General features: G+C 57.3%; 16 protein-coding genes. 10 read left to right on the top strand and 6 right to left on the bottom strand.

Annotation, left to right across the window (positions count from 1 at the left end):
• Positions 1 to 33: 33 nt before the first annotated feature.
• From ACT3RU_RS01750 to ACT3RU_RS01760, 3 genes are all read right to left on the bottom strand, one after another.
• Positions 34 to 930 carry a LysR substrate-binding domain-containing protein gene (locus ACT3RU_RS01750; RefSeq protein WP_192527754.1) on the bottom strand — a complete coding sequence of 299 codons (897 nt, stop codon included), beginning with the start codon at positions 928 to 930 and terminating at the stop codon, positions 34 to 36.
• Between the two features lie 94 nt (positions 931 to 1,024).
• Positions 1,025 to 2,578 carry a BCCT family transporter gene (locus ACT3RU_RS01755; protein ID WP_192527753.1) on the bottom strand — a complete coding sequence of 518 codons (1,554 nt, stop codon included), beginning with the start codon at positions 2,576 to 2,578 and terminating at the stop codon, positions 1,025 to 1,027.
• A 260-nt stretch (positions 2,579 to 2,838) separates the two neighbouring features.
• The gene (locus ACT3RU_RS01760) at positions 2,839 to 3,573 is read right to left on the bottom strand and encodes a DUF481 domain-containing protein (protein WP_192527784.1); all 735 of its coding nucleotides are present in this window, start codon (positions 3,571 to 3,573) and stop codon (positions 2,839 to 2,841) included.
• Between the two features lie 134 nt (positions 3,574 to 3,707).
• Between ACT3RU_RS01760 and ACT3RU_RS01765 the strand changes: the two genes are divergently transcribed.
• From ACT3RU_RS01765 to ACT3RU_RS01785, 5 genes are all read left to right on the top strand, one after another.
• On the top strand, positions 3,708 to 5,399 hold the full coding sequence (locus tag ACT3RU_RS01765) for an ATP-binding protein (protein ID WP_172116946.1): 1,692 nt from the start codon (positions 3,708 to 3,710) through the stop codon (positions 5,397 to 5,399).
• Between the two features lie 26 nt (positions 5,400 to 5,425).
• On the top strand, positions 5,426 to 6,157 hold the full coding sequence (locus ACT3RU_RS01770; RefSeq protein WP_172116947.1) for a response regulator: 732 nt from the start codon (positions 5,426 to 5,428) through the stop codon (positions 6,155 to 6,157).
• Positions 6,158 to 6,329: 172 nt separating this feature from the next.
• Positions 6,330 to 7,328 (top strand): Bug family tripartite tricarboxylate transporter substrate binding protein, encoded by a 999-nt coding sequence (locus tag ACT3RU_RS01775; protein WP_192527752.1) that lies wholly within the window; start codon positions 6,330 to 6,332, stop codon positions 7,326 to 7,328.
• A 100-nt stretch (positions 7,329 to 7,428) separates the two neighbouring features.
• On the top strand, positions 7,429 to 7,911 hold the full coding sequence (locus ACT3RU_RS01780; protein WP_192527751.1) for a tripartite tricarboxylate transporter TctB family protein: 483 nt from the start codon (positions 7,429 to 7,431) through the stop codon (positions 7,909 to 7,911).
• Between the two features lie 84 nt (positions 7,912 to 7,995).
• The gene (locus ACT3RU_RS01785) at positions 7,996 to 9,489 is read left to right on the top strand and encodes a tripartite tricarboxylate transporter permease (RefSeq protein ID WP_087110673.1); all 1,494 of its coding nucleotides are present in this window, start codon (positions 7,996 to 7,998) and stop codon (positions 9,487 to 9,489) included.
• A 65-nt stretch (positions 9,490 to 9,554) separates the two neighbouring features.
• On the opposite strand, the gene ACT3RU_RS01790 is transcribed toward ACT3RU_RS01785, so the two are convergent.
• The 3 genes from ACT3RU_RS01790 to atzF all read right to left on the bottom strand — a co-directional run bounded on the left by ACT3RU_RS01790 (position 9,555) and on the right by atzF (position 15,806).
• Positions 9,555 to 10,250 carry a GntR family transcriptional regulator gene (locus ACT3RU_RS01790; RefSeq protein WP_087110675.1) on the bottom strand — a complete coding sequence of 232 codons (696 nt, stop codon included), beginning with the start codon at positions 10,248 to 10,250 and terminating at the stop codon, positions 9,555 to 9,557.
• 67 nt (positions 10,251 to 10,317) lie between these two features.
• Positions 10,318 to 13,950: an urea carboxylase gene (gene uca / locus ACT3RU_RS01795; RefSeq protein ID WP_087110677.1), complete on the bottom strand. Its 3,633-nt coding sequence runs from the start codon at positions 13,948 to 13,950 to the stop codon at positions 10,318 to 10,320.
• A gap of 14 nt (positions 13,951 to 13,964) precedes the next feature.
• Positions 13,965 to 15,806, bottom strand: coding sequence for an allophanate hydrolase (gene atzF / locus ACT3RU_RS01800; protein WP_087110679.1), 1,842 nt, complete (start codon positions 15,804 to 15,806; stop codon positions 13,965 to 13,967).
• A 371-nt stretch (positions 15,807 to 16,177) separates the two neighbouring features.
• Between atzF and urtA the strand changes: the two genes are divergently transcribed.
• The 5 genes from urtA to urtE all read left to right on the top strand — a co-directional run bounded on the left by urtA (position 16,178) and on the right by urtE (position 21,884).
• The gene (urtA, locus tag ACT3RU_RS01805) at positions 16,178 to 17,497 is read left to right on the top strand and encodes an urea ABC transporter substrate-binding protein (protein ID WP_140398999.1); all 1,320 of its coding nucleotides are present in this window, start codon (positions 16,178 to 16,180) and stop codon (positions 17,495 to 17,497) included.
• Between the two features lie 84 nt (positions 17,498 to 17,581).
• Positions 17,582 to 19,192: an urea ABC transporter permease subunit UrtB gene (urtB, locus tag ACT3RU_RS01810; protein WP_087110683.1), complete on the top strand. Its 1,611-nt coding sequence runs from the start codon at positions 17,582 to 17,584 to the stop codon at positions 19,190 to 19,192.
• Positions 19,193 to 19,195: 3 nt separating this feature from the next.
• Positions 19,196 to 20,344, top strand: coding sequence for an urea ABC transporter permease subunit UrtC (gene urtC / locus ACT3RU_RS01815; protein WP_087110685.1), 1,149 nt, complete (start codon positions 19,196 to 19,198; stop codon positions 20,342 to 20,344).
• On the top strand, positions 20,341 to 21,177 hold the full coding sequence (gene urtD / locus ACT3RU_RS01820) for an urea ABC transporter ATP-binding protein UrtD (protein ID WP_087110687.1): 837 nt from the start codon (positions 20,341 to 20,343) through the stop codon (positions 21,175 to 21,177). Before urtC ends, urtD begins: the two co-directional genes overlap by 4 nt.
• Positions 21,177 to 21,884: an urea ABC transporter ATP-binding subunit UrtE gene (gene urtE, locus ACT3RU_RS01825; protein WP_087110689.1), complete on the top strand. Its 708-nt coding sequence runs from the start codon at positions 21,177 to 21,179 to the stop codon at positions 21,882 to 21,884. Before urtD ends, urtE begins: the two co-directional genes overlap by 1 nt.
• The last annotated feature ends 97 nt before the right edge of the window (positions 21,885 to 21,981 follow it).

Genomic DNA, 21,981 nt, shown 5'->3' on the forward strand with positions numbered 1-21,981 from the left:
TACTCAGGCTGCCTAGCAGGCAGCCTGAGTTGTTTATACGCGGCATTCGGCACTCGCCGTTATATGCGCCACAAACCGACGTACTTTGCCCAGCTCGCCCAGGTGCTCAGGGTAGACAAGATAATACGCACTTTCGCTGTACAACCGATGCGGCCATGCGAGCACAAGGCGTTCGGCGGCCAGCTCTTCATCCACGGTAAAATGAGGCACTAAGGCAACGCCGCCGCCGGCCATGGCGGTGCGTACTAGCATGGGAAAGGTTTCAAAGCGGGTACCGTGGTAGCTGCGATCAGTGGCGATCTCTTGACCTGCAAACCAGTGGTGCCAGGCATCCGGGCGGGTAGACAGGTGAAGTAGTGGCAACTGGGCCAAGTCGCTCGCAGTATGGATGGGGTACCGAGCCAGAAGCGATGGGGCGGCAACCGCGACCATCTCCTCATCCACCAGCTTATGGCAGTCAAGGTTAGGCCAACTACCGTGACCGTAAAACAACGCAATATCAATATCCTGCTGCTCAAGATCAAAGTCTTCCACCCGGTCGTGAAATTCCAGACTAATGCCCGGATTGGCGGCTAAAAAGGAAGGAAGCTTGTCCGCTAGCCAGCGGCTGCCAAAGCTTGGCAGGGTGGCCACTTTAAGTACTTCACTGTTGCCGCTATAGGTCATGATGGCGTGGGTCGACATCTCAATCTGGGTGAGTACCTTACGTACATCACTTAAAAAGATGGCACCCTCCGGCGTGAGCACAAGCGTGCGTCTTACGCGGCGAAACAGCTTATGTTGCAACGCTGATTCAAGGTGGGCGACCTGCTTGCTGACGGCACTTTGGGTCAGGCTCAGCTCATCGGCCGCCCGGGTAAAACTCATATGGCGCGCTGCCGCCTCAAAGCACTGCATAGCGGCGGTTGAAGGAAGGTTGCGTGAGGCCAAAGGGGGGGGGCTCCTGATCACCTGTTCATCATGGTGATCATAGCGTATGAGGCGAGCAGATTCGCCTCATACGCAGCAGGTGCTGGGCTAGCGGTTAGTCAATAATCCCCTGCTCACGCGCCATGGCAAACGCTGCTTTGGGGCCATCCCAGAGTGAGGGCAGCAGGATCAGCGATACTGGCACGGCGGTAATTACGATGAATTGCTGCAGCGCGGCGATCTGTCCTTCACGCATGGCCAGCAGCACCGCAGCCATGATCGTCATGATCACGCCCCAGAAGGCGCGTAGAAAGGGGCTGGGCTCGTCGTGGCCGGCACCGACCATGGCAATGGAGTAACTCATGGAGTCGCCGGTGGTGGCCACGAAGATGGTCGTCAGCAGCAGGATCGCCAGCGCCATCCAGGTGCCGCCGGGCAATGCTTGGGCCAAGGCGAGCGTGGCGATGTCGAACTGAAAGTTCGTCAGCGCATCGGTCAGATCGATCACGCCGGTCAGCTGGTAGTAAATGCCCGAGCCGCCCAGCAGCGTGAACCAGACCGTGGTGGCGATGGGGGCGATGACCGCCACGGCCAGAATCATCTCGCGAATGGTGCGCCCGCGGGAGATACGCGCCACGAAGATCGCCATCAAGGGCGCAAAGGCGATGAACCAGGCGTAGAAAAACACGATCCACCACTGCATCCAATCCGCCGGTGCGGTTTCCGCGGTGGTGGTGACCATCTTGAAGAAGTCGTCCAGATACGTGCCCATGCCGGCAAAGTAGCTGTTGAACAGAAACAGTGTCGGCCCGAACAAAAAGATGACCGCGCCGATGCCCAGCGCCAGCATGACATTGAAGCGGCTCAAGAGCTGCATGCCCTTGTGCACACCGCTGACCGCGGAAAGCACGTACACCATGCCCAGGGTCGCCAGAACAAAAAGCCGGGTAACGAAGGTGTTGGGCAGCCCGAACAGCACCTCAAGGCCATGGCTGACCTGGGTGGCCAGAAAACCGACCGGCCCGACGGTGCCCGCTACTACCGCCAATACGCAGCAGGTATCCACCACGCCACCCAACGGACCACGCATCACGCGCTCGCCGAATAACGGGTAGAGCAGGGTGCGCGGTTGCAGTGGCTGGCCTTTCACGTAGTGGGCGTGGGCCAGCACGATCGCGGTGAGCGACCCCAGTATCGCCCAGCCGACGAACCCCCAGTGGGTGAACGACTGCGCCAGTGCCCCGGGCACCGCAGCGGCCACGCCTGGGTCGGTGTCGAAGGTAGGCGGCACGTTCACGAAGTGATAGATCGGCTCACCGGCGGCAAAAAAGACGCCCCCACCGCCCAGTAGCGTACACAGGATGATCGAAAGCCACTTGAAGGTACTCAGCTCCGGTTTATCCAGGTTGCCGATCTTGGCGTTGCCGGCCGGGGTCAGCACAAGTCCGATGGCGATAAAGAACGTCAACAGCATCAGAAACTGGAAGTAGGTGCCGAAGGTCAGCGCGCTCCAGGCAAAACCCTGGCTGATCGAGTCGGCGACAAGGTCCAGGTCGTAAAAGGAAAGTGCTAGAAAAAGCACGATAAATCCTATGCTTAGCGTGAGTACGATGGGGTCGCCAAGCGATGGGTGCTTATGGCTTTCAGCACCGGAGGTTGGTTGGTTCATCAATAAGAACACCTTGGGTGGAACATGAGGAAACAGCGCAAATGCGGAAAGCGCAGCAAAAAAAAAGCGCCATTCATTGAATGGCGCGAGGACAGGAAACTGGCGCTAGTATATCGTGCCACTAGACCAAAGTCGAACGCGATTAAAGGGGAGGCTTAAAATGAGGGCTGGAAAACAGGCCAATGCCCCCCCATTGAAGCACTGCAAAAACAGCGACGGTGCTTCTATTGGCGGGCCAGTCACACCTATCGTCGCTTTTGCTACCAGTGGTACAGCAACGAGGCACTGGTGGTGTTATCGGTACGTTCGCTGGCATCATCCGGCGGTTGAGAGTTGTGCTTAACCTCATGCGACAAGCGTAACGACATACGAGAGTTGAGCCGTGCGGTGAGCGCCGTTAGCGATCTGCCTGTGGTGTTTTTATCGGTATATTCCACCGACATTTCTTGATCAATATCGGCGTAGTCCGAAAATCCCCAATGATAGACCAGGGCGGTATAGGCAACCGCGAGCTGTTCGTTGTCGGCATCACGCAAGCGGTCATTTCGGTAGCCGGGGCCTGCCTCAAGCGAGAGTGAATGGCGCGAGCCTTCTAACAGCTGGCGCCCATACCCGCCAATCATGGAAAGTTGCTGGTCGTAGCCCGCAAAGCGATCTTTCTCCCAGCGGGCAAATCCAAATACATAGTGCGGGCCTTTAAAATCGTAGCGCTCGCGGGCAGCGAGCAAATATTGCTCGGCGCTGGTTTCGCCATCCTTACTCACGTTCCGCACCTCGCCGCGCAGCGAGTGAATAAAATTGCCGGTTAGCCAAGTCAGGCGGGTTTTGCCAATCAGTGTCTGGCTATTGGTGTTGCCAGAAAGGTGCGTAAAGCCAAGTTCAGCGTCGCCGCTAAAAATCGGCGCGTCGTCGGTAGGCGGCGGAGGTGCATAAAAAGGATTAGCGGCCGCAGGACTGATAAGCACAAGGCTGAAAAAAGTAGCGCTGACAAACAGGCAATAGCTCGCCGAAATAACGCGGTTAAATATACTGAACACCCAACGCTTCCCTTAATGACAGAAAAGATGGCGATTAACGCCCCCTTACCGCGCATGTCATAATGACGCTGTCGCGCACTTTGAGTTCCACCATGACTAATTCCCGCCCCCGTACCTTAGCTGAATTACAGCGCTGGCGCCGTACGCGCACTAAGCGGCGTTGGTATAAACGCAGTTTTCGTTTGCAAGTGATGTTGCTGGTGGGGTTACTGCTGGCCGGCATGCTACTGGCTCAGGGGGCATATCTCAATCATCGTAAGGCCGATATCATCAGCCATCAAATGGGCGAGAGGGCGTTGGCGGTGGCGAAAACAGTGGCAGGCATGCCACAGCTCGTTAGCGCCTTTGACACGCCTGACCCGGCGATGATTATTCAGCCGCTGGCAGAGCGGGTGCGTATAGAAACCGGAGCGCGCTATGTGGTCGTGGGCAATGCGCAGTCGATCCGCTATTCACACCCCGTGCCTGAGCGCCTTGGCGAGGCGATGGTGGGCGGCGATAACGACCAGGCGCTGATTTATGGGCAGTCCTACGTGTCCGAGGCGACCGGCACGTTAGGCACCGCCATGCGCGGAAAAACGCCCGTTTGGGATGAAGAGGGTAATATTATCGGGCTCGTTTCCGTCGGCTTTATGATGGATCGGGTCGAAATGGATGTTGCCCGTTATACAAGCTTTGGTTGGGTACTGGTTGGGCTGATGATTGTGCTGGGGTTTGCCGGGGCATACTGGCTTTCCCAGCACCTTAAAAAGGTCATTCTGGGTCTGGAACCTTATGAAATCGCCCGCTTGGCGATGGAAAAAGAAGCGATCCTGCAATCCATTCACGAGGGGATTCTGGCCGTCAACCGGGATGGCCACATCACGCTGGTCAACCAGCAGGCCAAACGCTTTCTTAACCTGCCCGATGAGCACGTCATACTGGGGCTGCCGATTCAGGACGTGGTGCCTAACACTCGTTTACTGGAAGTGCTGAAGCACGGTGAGCAGGAGTTTGACCAGCAGATGTGGCTGGGCGATCACCCGGCCATCGTCAATCGGGTGCCCATTCTGCATGATGGTGAAATCGAAGGAGCCGTGGCCACGTTCCGTAGCCGCCGCGAAATTGTTGATCTTTCCCAAGCGCTTACCCAGGCAAGCCGCGATGTGGATATGCTGCGTGCCCAGGCGCATGAGTTCTCCAATAAGCTCTATACCATTTCAGGGCTCCTCCAGCTTGAACGCATCGATGAAGCGCTGGCGCTGATTCATCAGGAAACCGAGCGGGCTCAAGCTCAAATGAGTTTTTTGATGCGCCATGTTGCCGACACGGTGCTCAGTGGTACGTTGCTGGGTAAGCTTACCCGGGCGCGCGAGCTGGGCGTAACGCTTGAGATCGACGAGCAGAGCTCGCTCTCCTGCCCACTAACGCCCACTGGGCAAGAAGTCATGATGAGCGTGGTCGGTAATCTACTGGATAATGCTTGCCATGCCGCGCTTAATGGCCCGAATAGCAGTATGCCCAGCGTGCGGCTGTTTTTCACCGATCTGGGGGAGCAATTGCTGCTCGAAGTAGAGGATAATGGGCCAGGCGTGCTACCCGAACATGCTGAATCAATATTCGAGGAAGGCTTTTCTACCAAAACGGGCAAGCACTGCGGTATCGGCCTGGCGCTGGTGGCAAGGTTGTGTCGCCAGCATGGCGGAGCCATCACGCTTGAGGAGAGCGAACTGGGCGGAGCCTGCTTTATTGCGGTGCTGGACCGCTCGCTATGCGCTGAACCTGATACGCACTACTCACCATAATAATGACGACCGTAAGAGGAGTGAGCATGTCTGCAGCTCAATACGGCATTCTGATTGTCGAAGATGATTTTCGCATTGCCGATATTCATAAAGCGTTTATTGAACAGGACGAAGGCTTTTATATCGCAGGCGTTGCTCGTAACGGCAGCGAAGCCAAGGCGTTAATGGCGGAACAGGCTGCCGCTATCCACCTGGTATTGCTGGACGCCTATCTGCCTGATGTAGAAGGGTTGGAGCTTCTATGGGCGATCAGGCGTGACTACACCCATGTGGATATTGTGATGGTCACCGCCGCCCGCGAGGTAGAAACCATCAGCGAGGCGCTGCGTGGAGGCGTATTTGATTATCTGATCAAACCGATTGAAGCTGCCCGCATGGAGCAGATGCTGGCTCGTTTTCGTCGTGAGCGCGAAGTGCTTTCAGGGCGTAACGAGATGAACCAGGACGAGCTGGATCACGTGTTTAAAAGACTGCAGCCAGGCGAGGCGCCGCGCCCGACGCCCAGCGCGCTGCCCAAAGGCATCGACCGGCTAACGCTGCGCCGAGTGGGGGAGGCCATGGCCGCTGAGGCGACGCCGCTGACCGCCATGCAGGTTGCCCGCATTATGGGGGCTAGTCGCTCAACCGCTCGACGCTACCTGGAGTTTCTGGTGGCTGAACAAAGAGTCAGTGCCGAACTTGGCTACGGTGATGTGGGTCGGCCAGAGCGGCGCTATCAGCTGCTTGAGGCCGCCCATAGCTGGCTTAAGTCGCTTTAGGTTGGCTGGTTAACGTGCTTGTGAACAAAATGAACAAAATGCGCACAAAGAACATTTTGTTTTTTATGTTCACAAGCTTGTCGTAAAGGCCCGGCGCTTCTAACGTTCGCGGCGTAACCACGACATAATAACAGTGGACCACACAACAACATTTATATGTGGAGAACGCCAAATGACCGTACTTTCCTTGAAGCGCTTAGCCGTGATCGCTCTACCGATGGCTGCCCTGGCAGGCATGACGGCCTCCGTTCAGGCACAAGAGTGGACACCGAGCAAATCGGTTGAGTTCGTGGCACCCGCCAATCCGGGTGGCGGCTGGGATACGCTGGTACGCACTGTATCGCGCGTTATTCAGCAAGAAGGGCTTGCTGACGAGAACTATGCTGCTATCAACGTACCAGGCGGCGGCGGTGCCGTGGCTTGGGCGCAAATCGCTCGTGATAGCGGTAATCCGCATAAGCTGTTTGCCACTAGCCCGCCGATCATTCTGGTGCCTCTGGCCGGTGCCTCACGCTATGACCACACTGATTTCACGCCGGTTGCTCGCCTGATTACTGACTACTCCATTGTACTGGTGTCGGCGGACTCTGAGTACGAGACGATCAACGACCTGTTTGATGCACTCAAGGAGAATCCTGGCTTAAGTGTAGGCGGCGGCAGTGCGCCAGGCTCCATGGACCATATCTCTATTGCGGGTCTGGCATCCGCAGCGGGCCTTGAGGCTTCAAGTGTCAACTACATTCCGTTCTCCGGCGGCGGCGATGCCATGACTAACCTGATGGGCGGTCATATCGAAGCGGTAATTACCGGTGCCGGTGAGTCGGTGGGGCAGCTGGGTGAAGGCAGTCAGATCCGTGCGCTAGGTGTCTCTTCACCGGAGCGCCTGGGTGGCGGTCTGGCCGAAGTGCCGACCTATCAAGAGCAGGGTGTGGATTACACCTTCGATATTTGGCGCGGCATAATGGGCACCCCGGATATGCCGGAAGAAGCAGTGACCTACTATCAGGACCTGTTTGCCGAAATGCTCGAAACTGATGGCTGGCAGGAAGCTCGCGACCAGTTGGGTTGGATCGATGCCTACCAGAACAGTGAAGAGTTCGGTGTCTTCCTTGATGAGCAGCAAGAGCAGTTCAGCGGCGTGTTAAGCGAACTGGGCCTACTGCGTCAATAAATAACCTATAGTGCTATAGCGTGTTATCCCGGTGGCCTCGTTGTGCCGCCGGGAATGCCTGTTCGTGACGATTAGGTACGTGCTCCTCGGAGAAACTCCAATGACGAAATTAAATACCAATCAGTGGTTAGCGCTGGTGTTGGCATTAGTGGCGGCTGCGTATATCGCCATGGCATGGCAAATCCCCACCTTTCCCTTGCCGCGACCGGTCGACTCTGACCTGTTCCCTAAAGTACTCGGCTTTTCGCTGCTGATTCTCTCTGTGTTTCTGTTTTTCGAGAAACCCTCACCGCTTGCCGGTGCCGATGAGATTGATCACGACGCGCAACAAGGCCCGCTGCTGATGACGCCATGGGGACGCGTGATTGTTACGTCACTGGCCATTGCCGCGTATGCGCTACTTCTGGTGCCATTGGGGTTTGTACTGGCCTCAACGCTTTTGTGCACGGGGTTAACGGCTTACTACGGCTATCGTCGTCATGCGGTCAACCTGGCGACATCGCTAGGGGTTGTGTTGGCGCTGTATCTGACGATGACACGGGTGATGGATGTTTACTTGCCGACCGGTGTTATCCCCTTCTAATGCCGATGTGGTAATGCCTCCTGCGTTGTTTCTGGGCTGGTTTTTAAGCTGGTTTTTAAGCTAGTTTTTAAGAGAGTAGATCCCATGGATGCCTTAAATAATTTGATGTACGGCTTCGGCATCGCGCTTGAGCCTATCAATATCGCTTACGTATTTGCCGGTGTGTTTGCCGGTACGATTATCGGCATGCTGCCCGGCCTTGGGCCGATCAGCGCGCTGGCTTTAATGATTCCTATCACCTTTGCCATGGAGCCTTCATCCGGCTTGATCCTAATGGCAGGGGTGTACTATGGCGCCATTTTCGGTGGTTCCACCTCCTCTATCCTGCTCAATGCCCCGGGCGTTGCAGGTACGGTCGCCACGTCTTTTGATGGCTACCCAATGGCCAAAAAAGGCATGGCGGGTAAAGCGCTGGCCATTGCCGCCTACTCCTCGTTTGTGGGGGGGACCATCTCGGTTATCTTCTTGATGCTGGTCGCGCCCTTGCTCTCCAAGGTAGCGGTCAGCTTTGGCCCTGCTGAGTACTTTGCATTAATGGTGCTGGGCTTAACCGCCGTGGTCTCATTGTCGGATAAGTCGCTGATCAAAGGCCTCATCGCCGCTGTGGTCGGGGTGATCATCTCGATTGTGGGCATCGACCTGCAAACCGGTACCGAGCGCTTTACCTTTGGCTCTATTCAACTGCTGGATGGCATCGACTTCCTGGTCGTGGCATTGGGTATCTTTGCGTTAGCCGAAGTGTTCTACATGCTGCTGCGCGGCGGTGGCGGTAAAGAAGCCCCGCGTAATGCCATTGGTTCGTTAAAACTCACTCGAAGTGAAGTAAAAGAGATTGCAGGCCCTGTCAGCCGTAGCTCTGTACTTGGGTTCTTTACTGGCGTACTGCCGGGCGCGGGGGCGACGATTGGCTCGTTTCTGGGCTACAGCATGGAAAAGCGTCTTGCCAAAGACGGTGACACCTTCGGTAAGGGTAATATTAAAGGCGTTGCGGCGCCGGAAGCAGCCAACAACGCGGCGTGTACCGGCTCGTTTGTACCGCTTTTAACCTTGGGTGTACCGGGCTCGGGCACCACGGCGGTACTGCTGGGTGCGCTACTGGTGATGGGCGTTACACCAGGCCCGATGATGCTTGAGCAACGCCCGGATGTGTTCTGGGGTGTGGTAGCCAGTATGTATATCGGCAACATCTTCCTGCTGGTCTTGAACCTGCCGCTGATCCCGCTGATTGCCAAAATCCTCGACCTGCCCAAGCCGCTGCTGCTCTCACTGATTCTGATTTTCTGCATGATCGGCGTGTATGGCATGAGCTTTAGCGTGTTTGATCTGTTGCTGCTGTTGGGCTTTGGCCTGTTGGGCTTGGGCATGCGTCTGTTTGGCTTCCCGGCGGCGCCGCTGATCCTGGCGTTGATTCTGGGCAATATCATGGAAGAATCCATGCGCCGTGCGCTGCAGATCTCTGGCGGTGACTGGATGACGTTTATTGATAAGCCAATCTCGCTCTCTCTGCTGCTGATTGCCCTGCTGTCGCTGGGTCTGCCGCTGCTGAAGAAGCGTCGCAAGCGCGCTATTGCCGAGTAGACGGTATCGTCTCAACATTGGACGCGTGGCTGATAAGCGCCCTGGGTTAACCTAGGGCGCTTTTTTTAAGCGCTAGCGCTGCGTTGGCGCTGCTCTTCGGCAGCTTCACGAAGGCGCTCCATGGTGATTTCCTGAACGGCGCCATGGCTGCTTCGGATATGCGACCCCAGGCGTTGGGCGGCGAGCTGAGCATCGTTTTCGTCAAGAGCCGTCAGAATGGCGGCGTGTTCGCGATAGGTGGCATCAACCCGGTCATCGCGGGTGAAGTCCAAGCGTCGAATGACGCGCAGGCGCTCGGTAATTTCACGATGAATACGGCTCATCTCCTGATTGCCAGCGGCCACCACTAAATCGCCATGGAAACTTTCATCCAGTGCACGAACCGTACTGCCCACCGCCCGATCAGCGTGGCTGGCGGGATTCCAGATATCGCGTAAAGTTCGCAGCACCAGCGGCTTTTCAGGCAGGGCACAAAGCTTGTGAACGGCCGCCTGTTCCAGAGTAATGCGTAGGTCGTAGAGTTCAGCGATCTTCTGGAAGTCCAGCGGCTTCACCTGCCAGCCGCTGCGAAAGAGCACATCGACATACCCCTCTCGCTGGAGCTGAAAAAGCGCTTGGCGCACCGGGGTTCGGCTTGCCTCCAGCCGGTCACCGATATCGCCTTCGCTAAATTTATCGCCGGGAAGAAGGCGAAACTCGAAAATATCGTCTTTCAACGCATCGTAGACACGGTCAGCGATGGATGATTTACGCAACGCCATGGCAATAGGCCTTATTGAGAGAGGCCGCCGCATGATGCGGCGGCACGCCAGCAGCAATGTGAATGCCTTAAACTTCAATACTCAGCAGCGGCTCCCCTGGCGTTACCGCTCGGCCCGTGGTGACGTGCATAGCGCTTATTGTGCCAGAGTGTGTCGCCATGACTTCAAATTCCATCTTCATGGCTTCAACAATCACTAACGGATCGCCTTTGATGACGTTATCGCCGGGTTGCACAAGGCACTTCCAGATATTGCCCGCAATCTCGGCACTGATCAGCTCGCCATAGCCAGCCAGGTCATCCGCCTCTGCGGGGGGCGGTGCTTTGGCCAAACGGTCCAGAGCCTTCTCTTCGCTTTCACGCCATAGCGCCACCTCTTTCGCGTAGGCATCCTGTTGAAGGGCGCGAAATTCGGCGATGGCCTGCTGGTTGACATCTAAAAATGCCTGGTGTGATTTCAGGTCAAACGTATCTTCCTCGATCTCGATAGCTAGCTTACCCGCCCTAAACTGATCGCGCAGGTTATCCAGTTCATCCTCGCTGACCGGGTAGTAGCACACTTGATCGAAAAAGCGCAGTAGCCAGGGAGCGCCTTCTGAAAACTGTTTGTTTTTTAGATGCTTGTTCCAGATGGGCAGAGTGCGCCCCACCAGCTGATAGCCACCGGGCGAGTCCATGCCGTAAATACACATATAAATGCCGCCGATGCCGACGGTGCCTTCGGCAGTATAGGTGCGCGCCGGGTTGTATTTGGAGGTCAGCAGCCGATGTCGAGGGTCCAAGGGCACGGCGCAGGGCGCTCCCAAATACACATCGCCTAGCCCCAACACTAAATAACGCGCCGAATAGAGCACATCCTTGACCTCGTCACGGTTGGCGAGGCCATTGATGCGCTGCATGAAATCGACGTTGTTAGGCAGCCAAGGGGCGGTGTCGCGCACCGATTGACGATACTTTTCCACCGCTTCCAGCGTCGCGCTATCTTCAAACGCCATGGGAAGATGAATCACCCGGCTGCGCACCTTCAGCTCGTCGGTCGGTGGCAGGGTGGCTTCCAGGTCGAGCAGGTAGGTCATCAATGCCTGCTGGGTCAGCGTCAGCGGGTCGTAGCGCAGTTGAAGCGAACGCACGCCGGGGGAAAGCTCAAGCAGACCACGCGGCTGGATATCGGCAATCGCCTCCATCAGTGCGTGGAGGCGCATACGCGCGCCTAAATCCAGCACATTAGGACCGTATTCCAGCAAAATGTACTGATCGCCTGCCTGACGGTAGGTAACTTCCGGGCGCTCCTGCATCGCCTCAAGGTGGGCCAACACAGTGGCGGAGAGGCCGTTGAACGGCGCCAGGTCGGCGCTGTTTAGGGTCACGGCAGGTGGCGCGGACAGGTACTTGACGGCCAGCTCCTGGCGTTCTGCGAGCTTGACGGCGGTGGCGTTGTCGATGGCGACAAAGCGGATAGTATCGCCGGGTTTGACCTGACCCACTTTCCACAGCTCGGCCTTGGCGATGGTAACCGGGCAGACAAACCCACCCAAGCTGGGGCCATCTCGGGTCAGAATAACTGGCATATCACCCGTGAAGTTAATCGAGCCGATCGCATATTCGCAGTCATGAATATTTGAAGGGTGTAGCCCCGCTTCACCGCCATCTGCCCGGCTGAATTCAGGTTTAGGGCCATTCAGGCGAATGCCCAACCGGTTGGAGTTGTAATGGACTTCCCAGTCCTGTTGAAAGAAGTGCTCGATGGAGTCTTCGGTAAAGAAGTCGGGCGCGCCGTGCGGGCCGTAGAGCACGCCTATTTCCCAGTGGCTCGGGTAATTCGGGATGAGCGCCGGGTCAACGGGGGCAGGGTCGTGGGTGGGCGCTGGCGTGGTGCAGGCAGGTAACCCCGGCTGGCTGATGCCGAGCAGATCGCCTGGGCGCAGCGGTCGCCCGCCGTGACCGCCAAACTGGCCAAGGGCAAAGGTAGCGCGGCTGCCAAGATACACTGGTACATCAAATCCACCACGCACAGCAAGGTAAGTGCGACACCCTCGGTTGGCTTTGCCCACCACGAGCGTTTGGCCGGCGGTGACGTGGATAGGCGTCCAGAAATCCACCGGAGTATCGTCGAGTGTGGCGTCGGTGACGGCGCCGGTCAGCGCCACGACGGTCGCCTGATGAAACGTAAGGCTTGGACCTATCAGCGTGGCTTCCAGCCCGGCAGCCTCTGGGTGGTTGCCGACAATCCGGTTGGCGATGCGAAAGGCGAAGTCATCCATCGGGCCGCTGGGCGGCACGCCGATGTTCCAGTAGCCGACCCGTCCCGGGAAGTCTTGCACCGTGGTGTAAGTACCTGGATAGACTACCTCGGCAACGCAGGGTTGAAAGTGAAAGCTTTCCAAAGCGCGGGTCGAGACCTTGCCTTCGGCAAAACTCGCTTGGGCGACCACCTGACGCAAGTAGTCAAGGTTGGTGGCAATACCCATCAGGCGGGTTTCATCCAGTGCTTTACGCAGCTTGGCCAGAGCATCCGCGCGGTCGTTACCATGCACGATCAGCTTGGCGATCATGGGGTCGTAGTGAGCGGATACCTGGCTGCCATTTTCGACCCAGGTGTCGATACGCACGCCATCACCGGGCCAGTGTACGTCGGTTAATTCACCGGGCGAGGGCTGAAAATCCTTTAACGGGTTTTCGGCATAGATGCGCACTTCCATGGCCGCACCGCTCAAGCTGAGCGTAAAATTAGCCAGGTCCAGGTGGTCGCCCGCGGCGATCTTGAGCATCCATTCGATCAGGTCAAGGCCGGTCACGGCTTCGGTGATTGGGTGCTCTACCTGCAGTCGGGTGTTGACCTCCAGAAAGTAGAACTCATCACGCTCGGCGTCGTAGATGTACTCAACGGTACCCGCTGAACGGTAGTTGACCGATTCACCCAGCGCCACGGCCGCATCCAGCATCCTTTGACGGGTGGCCGTGGGCAGGCTGGGGGCCGGCGTCTCTTCCACGACTTTCTGATTGCGGCGTTGCAGTGAGCAGTCACGCTCACCTAATGCCACTACGTTGCCGTGGCCATCGCCGATAATCTGGACTTCCACGTGGCGGGCACGGGCGATAAAGCGCTCAAGAAAGACGCCGCTGTCGTTAAAGAAATTTTTGCCCTGGCGTTGAACGGTTTCAAAGGCGTCTTGCAGCTCTTTGGCACTATTGCAGCGGGTCAGTCCGATTCCGCCGCCGCCTGCGGTGCTTTTGAGCATGACCGGGTAACCCAGGCGTTCAGCGGTGGTCAGTGCCTCTTCCACGCTGTCGAGCAGCCCACTGCCTGGGGCTAGCGGCACGCCTGCTGCTTCGGCCAGCTCACGGGCACGGTGCTTTAACCCGAACTCGCGCATCTGTGTGGGCGTGGGGCCGATAAAGACGATGCCCTCACGCTCACAGGTTTCGGCGAAGTCGGCATTTTCAGACAGAAAGCCGTAGCCGGGGATAATGGCCTGCGCACCGGTCTTTCGGGCGGCATCCAGAATCTGGCGTTTATCCAGGTAAGTTTCGCTGGCGCCATTGCCTGTAAGGGTCACGGCTTCGCTGGCGCTTTCCACATGCAGGCTGTGGCGGTCTTCATGGGAATAGACAGCAACGCTGCCGACACTGAGCGCCTTTAAGGTGCGGTTGGTACGTACGGCGATTTCACCGCGATTGGCAACTAATACTTTATTGAACATGGGTCGTAGCCTCGTTATGCGTGGGAGGTTTGCGCCTTGATGTAGGCACGCCAGCCACCAAACTCGGTGACATCCTGAGCATCTGTGATTCCATGCCCTTCGCAGATAAAGCCGTTGATCCAGCGGCCGTCGGCAAGCTCGACACTGCCGATACCCAGCGGCGCGGGGATCAGGTCGACAAACGAGCCAAATTCCGACGCGGCCATTTCCCATACTTCAACAATGATGGCGGCACCGTTTTCGTGAACGCGCTGCAGGCCGGGCTTGGGCGGTACGGTGTTGGGCAGGGCAAACAAGCGGTAATTGGCGGACGTTGTCGTGGACGCCACGCGCCAGGCATGGCGCTCGGTCAGTTGGGTATTCAGCGGCATGCCGGAAAGATGAGCGCCTACCACAGCGACCTGAACGGTGGGGACGGCAAGGGTGGTATGAACGGTTTCCGGCGGGCGTGCCTGGTCAGTGGCACCCAGCGGCGTCGGGTGGGCATTTAGCCAGCGGCTGGCCAGGGTCTGCAGTTCCCGATCCTTCCAGGCGCCGCTCACCAGGGTAACGCCAAAAGGCAGTCCATCGTCGCGGAACCCGGCGGGTACCGCCAATGCGCAAAAATCGGCCAGGTTAACGAAGTTGGTATAGGTGCCGAGCTGGCTATTGAGCGTTAACGGGTCAGCATTAACCGCTTCGATAGTGGGCGCGGTAGGGGCGGTGGGGACTAACAGGCCATCGATATCATCCAAAAGATTATCGATCACCCTAACCAGCTCTTCCTTGCGGTATTGCGCCTTGAACGTATCGGTGGCGCTGTATTTACCCGCGTTACTAATAATGCCGCGCACCACGTCATTCATGTTCTGGGCATGTTCGGCCATGAAGGTTTCCACGGCGGCGTGGCGCTCTGCTACCCACGGCCCTTCATAAAGCAGGGCGGCCAGTTCAAGCATGGGGGCAAAATCAAGTTCGACGAGCGTTACCCCTTCAAGCTTTTGCCATTTTTCCACGGCCGTTTGCCATGCCTTTTCAGCCACCACGTCGCCGAAGAACTGGGGCGACTGGGGAATGGCAAGCCTGGCTAGCGGGCCAGGACGGCGTATGGCCGGGGCATCCAGGGGGAGGGCGCTTGGCGCCTTGCGTGAGAAAGCGTCGGCAGGCTCGAAGCCGGCCATTAGCTCGGCGATCTGCCCGGCATCATTGACAGTCAACGAGAAGATGGAGACGCAGTCCAGCGAGCGGCACGCCGGTACTACACCATCAATGCTGAACAGGCCTTTGGTGGGTTTAAGCCCGACCAGGTTATTTAAGCCAGCGGGCACGCGACCGGAGCCTGCCGTGTCGGTACCCAGTGAGAATGGCACTAGCCCGCGTGCCACCACGGACGCCGACCCAGAACTCGAGCCGCCGCTCACCACTTCAGGATTGAAGCTATTGGCCACGGCACCAAACGGCGAGCGGGTACCCACCAGGCCGGTGGCAAACTGATCCAGATTGGTCTTGCCGATGAGTACTGCGCCCGCGGCGCGCAGCTTGTCAATCAGAGCAGCGTCACGGGTGGGTTGATAGGCGTAGGCCGGGCAGCCCGCCGTGGTGGCAAACCCGGTGGCATCAATGTTGTCTTTCGCCGCAAACGGAATGCCGTAAAGCGGCAACTTGTCTATCTTGCCGTCTGCCTCGTCCAGACGTGTTTGAAGTGCTGCCAGGGCATGAGCCAGCCCCTCCTGGTCGAGAAGTGAAATCCAGGTATTGTCGGCACTATCAAGTTTGGCCAGTTGCGTGATCAATTCACCGAGTAAGGCTCCCGGGGTTGCGCCCTCGTTATATGCCTGCCGCCATTGTTCGAGTGTCCAGCCGCGTGTGGTCATCATGTTTGGCCCTTGGTTATCCATGGTCTTGTATACAAGTCATTTTGCAAACCACAGGCCAAGAAAATGCTAAATGTTTTAAAAACAGAAGCTTGGCGATAAAAGGATAAAAATGGACAGTTTTTATGCACTTTTATCGTGCGAATCAGACCGCTTTAGCACCAATGAAGTGCTTTAAGACCCTGAATCAAAGATGGAAAACTCCTGTAAAACAACTTGTATACTTTTTATATGGTTGAATTTTTTATGTTTTTTTAAAGTGTGGAACGCATCGTGCAATGTGCAGGACGAGTTACAGGCGCTTTCAGGCAATTGAGTACACCTGATTAATGACAAATATCTAGCTGCCCGCTTGCAGCTTGGGGATGCGAAACATGAACTTGAAAAAACAGGCACTGCTGGGTCTTTCTGCACTGGCCCTTTCGGTATCGTTTCATGCGTCAGCCAATGATGACCCTATCAAAGTGGGTATCCTTCACTCCCTTTCTGGCACCATGGCTATCAGTGAGTCGACGTTAAAAGACACTGTTGAAATGCTGATCCAGCAGCAGAACGAAGCCGGTGGTCTGCTGGGTCGTCAGCTGGAAGCCGTGGTAGTGGACCCGGCCTCCAACTGGCCGCTGTTTGCCGAACGCGCCCGCGAGCTGCTGGCCCAGTATGAGGTAGACGTGGTGTTCGGCAACTGGACATCGGTATCACGTAAAGCGGTGCTGCCGGTGTTTGAAGAACTCAATGGTCTGTTGTTCTACCCGGTGCAGTACGAGGGAGAAGAGTCGTCTGCAAACGTCTTCTATACCGGTGCCGCGCCCAACCAACAGGCGATTCCCGCTGTCGAGTATTTGATTAACGAAGTCGGCATTGAGCGCTTTGCTCTGGTGGGTACCGACTATGTCTATCCGCGCACCACCAACCGCATTCTCGAAGCGTTTCTGAAAGATGAGCACGGCGTGGCAGGCGACGACATCATGGTCAACTACACGCCCTTCGGCCACTCCGACTGGCAGAACATCGTCTCCGAGATTCGTCGCTTCGGTGAAGAGGGCAAGTCTACCGCGGTGATCTCGACCATCAACGGCGACGCCAACGTGCCGTTCTACCGCGAGCTTGCCAACCAGGGTATTGATGCCGCTGATATTCCAGTGATTGCGTTTTCGGTAGGTGAGCAGGAGCTTTCCGGTATCGACACTGCGCCGCTCGTTGGCCATCTGGCTGCCTGGAACTACTTCATGAGCGTGGATACCGATGACAACTACGACTTTATCGACGCCTGGATTGAGCACACCGGTAATGAAGAAGCGGTCACCAACGACCCAATGGAAGCCCATTACATCGGTTTCAACATGTGGGCCGAGGCGGTGCGTAAAGCGGGTACCACCGATGTAGGCGCGGTGAAGGATGCCATTATCGGCGTGAGTGTGCCCAATCTCTCGGGTGGCTATGCGGCGATGATGCCCAACCACCACATCACTAAGCCGGTACTGATTGGCGAAGTGCAGGACAATGGCCAGTTCGATATCGTCTGGCAAACGCCCTCAACCGTTGCCGGCGATGCCTGGTCCGACTACTTGCCCGGCTCGCGCGACCTGATTGCCGATTGGCGCAAGCCCATGGAGTGCGGCAACTTCAACGTTGTGAACGGCTCATGCGGTGGCAGCACCGCTACTGAAGAAGCCGAAGCGGCGCTCGCCGAATAATACTGGCCACCCCTTGCCGCCCGCCTGATCGGGCGGCAAGGGAGCACGCTAACTCTCCACCTTGACCACCAAAGGAACAACCCCATGAGGCGTTTCCTTTCCTGGGGGTTTTTGTGCGCTGTGTTGTTGGGCATAACACTCAACGTACAGGCACAGACAGGCCCCGATACTTCTGATAATGACGCCGCGCTTGAGCTTCTTGAGGCGCTGGATGTCGATTCCTACCGCGATAAAGGCGAGGCGATTACCGCCATATTGCAAAGCGACGACGAGCGCGCCCGTGATTGGCTGCAGGCTCTGCTGGATGGCCGCTTGCAGCGTGCCGACGATGGTCAGTTTGTTGTCGTACTCGATAACAGTGGCCGAGAGTGGCCGGTGGCCGACGCCTTGACGAATGAACCGCTGGGTGAGATGTCACGCCGCGACCTGGACCGCGTGGGCATCAATAACGCCCTGCGAAACCAGCTGCGCAGCGCGATTGCTGTGGTGGACCTTTACTCGCCCAATCTGGATCGCCGCCGTATCTCTGCCGAACGTTTGCTGGGTGAAGTCGATGGTGAGCTGCTTGAACCCATCAATGCGCTCATTCTGGAAGAAAAGGATAGCCAGGTACGTTATCGGCTGAGCCAAGCGGTCGCCATTTACCGTGCTGAGCAGGGTGAAATGGCGGGTATCGAAGCGCTAACCGGAAGCCTTCATCCACGCGCTAGAGTTGCGCTAAGTCGTGCGGCCAATGGCGACGACACCGTAGCTGCGGATGCCGCCCGCGCCGCGCTTGCCAGCGTGGAACAGAACCTGAAAATCAACCGTGGGGTTGAAACGCTCTACTTTGGCTTGAGCCTGGGGTCAGTGCTGGTACTGGCCGCCATTGGTCTTGCGATTACCTTTGGCGTGATGGGCGTCATCAACATGGCCCACGGTGAGCTGATGATGCTGGGCGCCTACACTACCTGGATGATGCAACAGCTGTTGCCCGGCCAGCCGGGGCTGGCGTTGATTCTCTCTATTCCGGCAGGTTTTCTGGTCGCCGCATTGGTGGGGGTTGCCATTGAGCGCAGCGTGATTCAGTTTTTGAAAGGCCGCCCGCTGGAGACGCTCCTCGCCACCTTCGGTATCAGTCTGATCCTGCAGCAGCTGGTGCGTACGGTGATCTCGCCGCTCAACCGCACGGTAATTACTCCGGAGTGGATGAGCGGGTCGCTCATTATCAATGACGCGCTGTCGCTGACCATAAACCGCATGGTGGTACTGGGTTTTGCGCTGGTGGTGTTTGCCGGTTTGATGCTGATCATGCGCCGCACCCGCCTGGGCCTTGAAGTACGTGCCGTGACCCAGAACCGCGCTATGGCACGCTCCATGGGAATTCGCGCGACCCGTGTGGATATCCTGACCTTTGCACTCGGCTCTGGTGTAGCCGGCCTTGCCGGCGTGGCGCTTTCCCAGCTTACCAATGTCGGCCCGAACCTCGGCCAGAACTACATCATCGACTCGTTCATGGTGGTGGTGTTCGGCGGTGTGGGCAATCTCTGGGGGACGCTCGTGGCCGGGCTGTCATTGGGGGTGATCAATCAGGTGCTGGAACCCTGGGCGGGCGCGGTACTCGCCAAGATTATCGTGCTGGTCTTTATCATTCTGTTTATTCAAAAACGCCCGCGTGGACTCTTCCCGCAGAAGGGCCGGGCTGCGGAGGGCTAACCCATGATGTCACAACTACCTTCAAGCCAGTTTTGGCTAACCCGCCCGTTTGGTGAGCGTGCCACACAGGTCTTTTTAGGAGTACTGTTCACCGCGCTGCTGGTCGTGACGGTACTCCACGTGGCACTGCCTCAAGGCAGCCCGCTGCATGTGAACGCCTACACGGTGAACCTGTTTGGCAAGTACCTAAGCTACGCGCTGCTGGCCGTGGCGGTTGATCTGGTGTGGGGATATCTCGGCATTCTTAGCCTGGGCCACGGGGCGTTTTTTGCGATTGGCGGTTACGCCATGGGCATGTACCTGATGCGCCAGATTGGTGACCGGGGCACTTACGGCCACCCGGTGCTGCCGGACTTCATGGTGTTCCTAAACTGGGAAAGTCTGCCCTGGTACTGGCAGGGCTTTGATATGGCTTGGTTCGCCTTTGCCATGGTGCTGCTGGCGCCGGGTATGCTGGCGCTGGTGTTCGGCTTTTTGGCGTTTCGCTCGCGGGTGACGGGGGTTTATCTCTCGATCATTACCCAGGCGTTGACCTTTGCGCTGATGCTGGCATTTTTCCGCAATGAGATGGGCTTTGGCGGCAATAACGGGCTGACCGACTTCCGCGAACTTTTGGGCTTCAACCTGCGCAGCAACGATACTCGTCTGGGACTTTTTCTGGCCACCGGCGTGGCGCTGGCGCTGGGTTATATCCTCTGTCGGGCGATCGTGACCAGCAAGCTGGGGCGTGTGTGCGTGGCCACTCGCGACGCCGAGGCGCGCACGCGCTTTATCGGCTACCGGGTAGAGCGCTTTCAACTCTTCGTGTTTGTGGTGTCCGCGATGCTCGCGGGCCTGGCAGGCGCGCTTTACGTACCTCAGGTGGGCATCATCAACCCTAGCGAATTCTCGCCGCTGTTCTCGATTGAGATCGTGCTATGGGTGGCGCTGGGTGGTCGGGCCACGCTGTACGGCGCGGTGATCGGCGCAATTCTAGTCAACTATGCCAAAACTATTTTCACCGGTGTCATGCCTGATGCGTGGCTGTTTGCTTTGGGCGCAATGTTTGTACTCGTCACGGTACTGCTGCCCAAGGGCGTGGCGGGGCTGTTGCGCAAGCGCCGTCGCGCTGTTGAATCCGATAACGCAGGCACCAAGGAGGCTATTGCATGAGCTTGCTGCAGTCATTCAAAACCCGCGACCGGGTATTTGACTTTATAGCGCCAGCCGCCTCCCCGGTGGACGTACGCCACGGCCCGATTCTGTATATGGAAGACGTCACGGTGAGCTTTGATGGCTTTAAAGCGATCAACAAGCTGAATTTGACCATCGACGACGGCGAGCTGCGTTGCATTATTGGCCCCAACGGGGCGGGAAAGACCACCATGATGGATATTATCACCGGCAAGACGCGGCCCACTGAGGGCAGCGTATGGTTTGGCAGCCGTCATAACCTGCTCAATATGAACGAGCCGGAAATTGCCAGCCTCGGGATCGGGCGCAAGTTTCAAAAGCCCACGGTGTTTGAAGTACTGAGCGTGTTCGAAAACCTGGAGCTGGCCATGGCCGCCGACAAACGGATCTTTCCCACCCTGACTGCGCGTATGACCGGTGAGATCAAAGACCGCATCGACGAAGTGCTGGAGACCATTGGTTTGACTCAGTTGCGCTTTCAGCCTGCGGGCATTCTCTCTCATGGTCAGAAACAGTGGTTGGAAATCGGCATGCTGTTAATGCAGCGCCCACGGTTACTGCTGGTGGATGAGCCGGTCGCCGGTATGACCGAGCAGGAAATGGAGCGTACAGCCGAACTGCTGACCGGTTTGGCGGGTAAGCAGTCGGTGGTCGTCGTGGAACACGATATGGGCTTTGTGCGCTCAATTGCCCGCAAAGTGACCGTGCTTCACCAAGGCAGTGTGTTGGCCGAAGGCAGCATGGATCAGGTCTCAAGCGACCCCAACGTAGTCGAAGTGTACCTGGGTGCTGACGATGAGGAGGCTGCCTGATGCTGGCAATTGAAAAGCTCAACCAGTTTTATGGGGAAAGCCATACACTTTGGGATCTGGACCTGGACGTACCCGCTGGCCAGTGCACCTGCGTGATGGGCCGCAACGGAGTGGGTAAAACCACGCTGATGAAAGCCATCATGGGTGAAGTGGCGGTAAAAAGTGGCCAGTTGCGCTACCAGTCGAGCAGCGAAGCGGTTGAGTTAACCCAAAAAGCCGTGGAAGCACGTTCACGGCTGGGCATTGGCTTTGTACCGCAAGGGCGGCAGATTTTCCCGCTACTCACCGTAGAAGAGAATCTGCGTACCGGCCTTGCTGCACGCAGTGACAAGCTGAAAAAAATCCCCGAGCGTATCTATGAACTGTTTCCAGTGCTCAAGGAGATGAAGCACCGCCGCGGCGGTGACTTATCCGGCGGGCAACAGCAGCAGCTTGCCATTGGCCGAGCGCTGGTAATCGAGCCCAAACTCTTGATTCTGGATGAGCCGGGGGAGGGCATTCAGCCCAATATCGTCGCGCAAATTGGCCAGGTGATTCGCCAGCTGATTGCCGAAGACGCCCTAACGGTGCTGCTGGTCGAGCAGAAGCTGCCCTTTGCGCGCAAATACGCCGACCGCTTTGTGATAATGGACCGCGGCCGCCCGGTGGCCAAAGGTGATATCAGCGAGCTTTCCAACGAGCTGATCAAGCAGCACCTAACGGTTTAAGTTATCCACACCTACGCCCGCTCGGCGAGCGTAGGTGGGGAGGTTTTACGGAGTTAGTAGTGAAAAATATTCGGTGTTATGGCATTAGCACCGCTTG

Source organism: Halomonas sp. TP35 (assembly GCF_052375975.1).
In the GTDB taxonomy this organism is placed as follows: Bacteria; Pseudomonadota; Gammaproteobacteria; order Pseudomonadales; family Halomonadaceae; genus Vreelandella; species Vreelandella citrativorans.

Excerpts from the sequence above, each read along its gene's own strand:
- ACT3RU_RS01790 (WP_087110675.1), bottom strand. The coding sequence starts at position 10,250 with ATGGCGTTGCGTAAATCATCCATCGCTGACCGTGTCTACGATGCGTTG.
- ACT3RU_RS01785 (WP_087110673.1), top strand. The coding sequence starts at position 7,996 with ATGGATGCCTTAAATAATTTGATGTACGGCTTCGGCATCGCGCTTGAG.
- urtC (WP_087110685.1), top strand. The coding sequence starts at position 19,196 with ATGATGTCACAACTACCTTCAAGCCAGTTTTGGCTAACCCGCCCGTTT.
- ACT3RU_RS01765 (WP_172116946.1), top strand. The coding sequence starts at position 3,708 with ATGACTAATTCCCGCCCCCGTACCTTAGCTGAATTACAGCGCTGGCGC.
- urtD (WP_087110687.1), top strand. The coding sequence starts at position 20,341 with ATGAGCTTGCTGCAGTCATTCAAAACCCGCGACCGGGTATTTGACTTT.
- urtA (WP_140398999.1), top strand. The coding sequence starts at position 16,178 with ATGAACTTGAAAAAACAGGCACTGCTGGGTCTTTCTGCACTGGCCCTT.
- ACT3RU_RS01775 (WP_192527752.1), top strand. The coding sequence starts at position 6,330 with ATGACCGTACTTTCCTTGAAGCGCTTAGCCGTGATCGCTCTACCGATG.
- ACT3RU_RS01770 (WP_172116947.1), top strand. The coding sequence starts at position 5,426 with ATGTCTGCAGCTCAATACGGCATTCTGATTGTCGAAGATGATTTTCGC.
- urtE (WP_087110689.1), top strand. The coding sequence starts at position 21,177 with ATGCTGGCAATTGAAAAGCTCAACCAGTTTTATGGGGAAAGCCATACA.
- ACT3RU_RS01780 (WP_192527751.1), top strand. The coding sequence starts at position 7,429 with ATGACGAAATTAAATACCAATCAGTGGTTAGCGCTGGTGTTGGCATTA.
- atzF (WP_087110679.1), bottom strand. The coding sequence starts at position 15,806 with ATGATGACCACACGCGGCTGGACACTCGAACAATGGCGGCAGGCATAT.
- ACT3RU_RS01755 (WP_192527753.1), bottom strand. The coding sequence starts at position 2,578 with ATGAACCAACCAACCTCCGGTGCTGAAAGCCATAAGCACCCATCGCTT.
- urtB (WP_087110683.1), top strand. The coding sequence starts at position 17,582 with ATGAGGCGTTTCCTTTCCTGGGGGTTTTTGTGCGCTGTGTTGTTGGGC.
- uca (WP_087110677.1), bottom strand. The coding sequence starts at position 13,950 with ATGTTCAATAAAGTATTAGTTGCCAATCGCGGTGAAATCGCCGTACGT.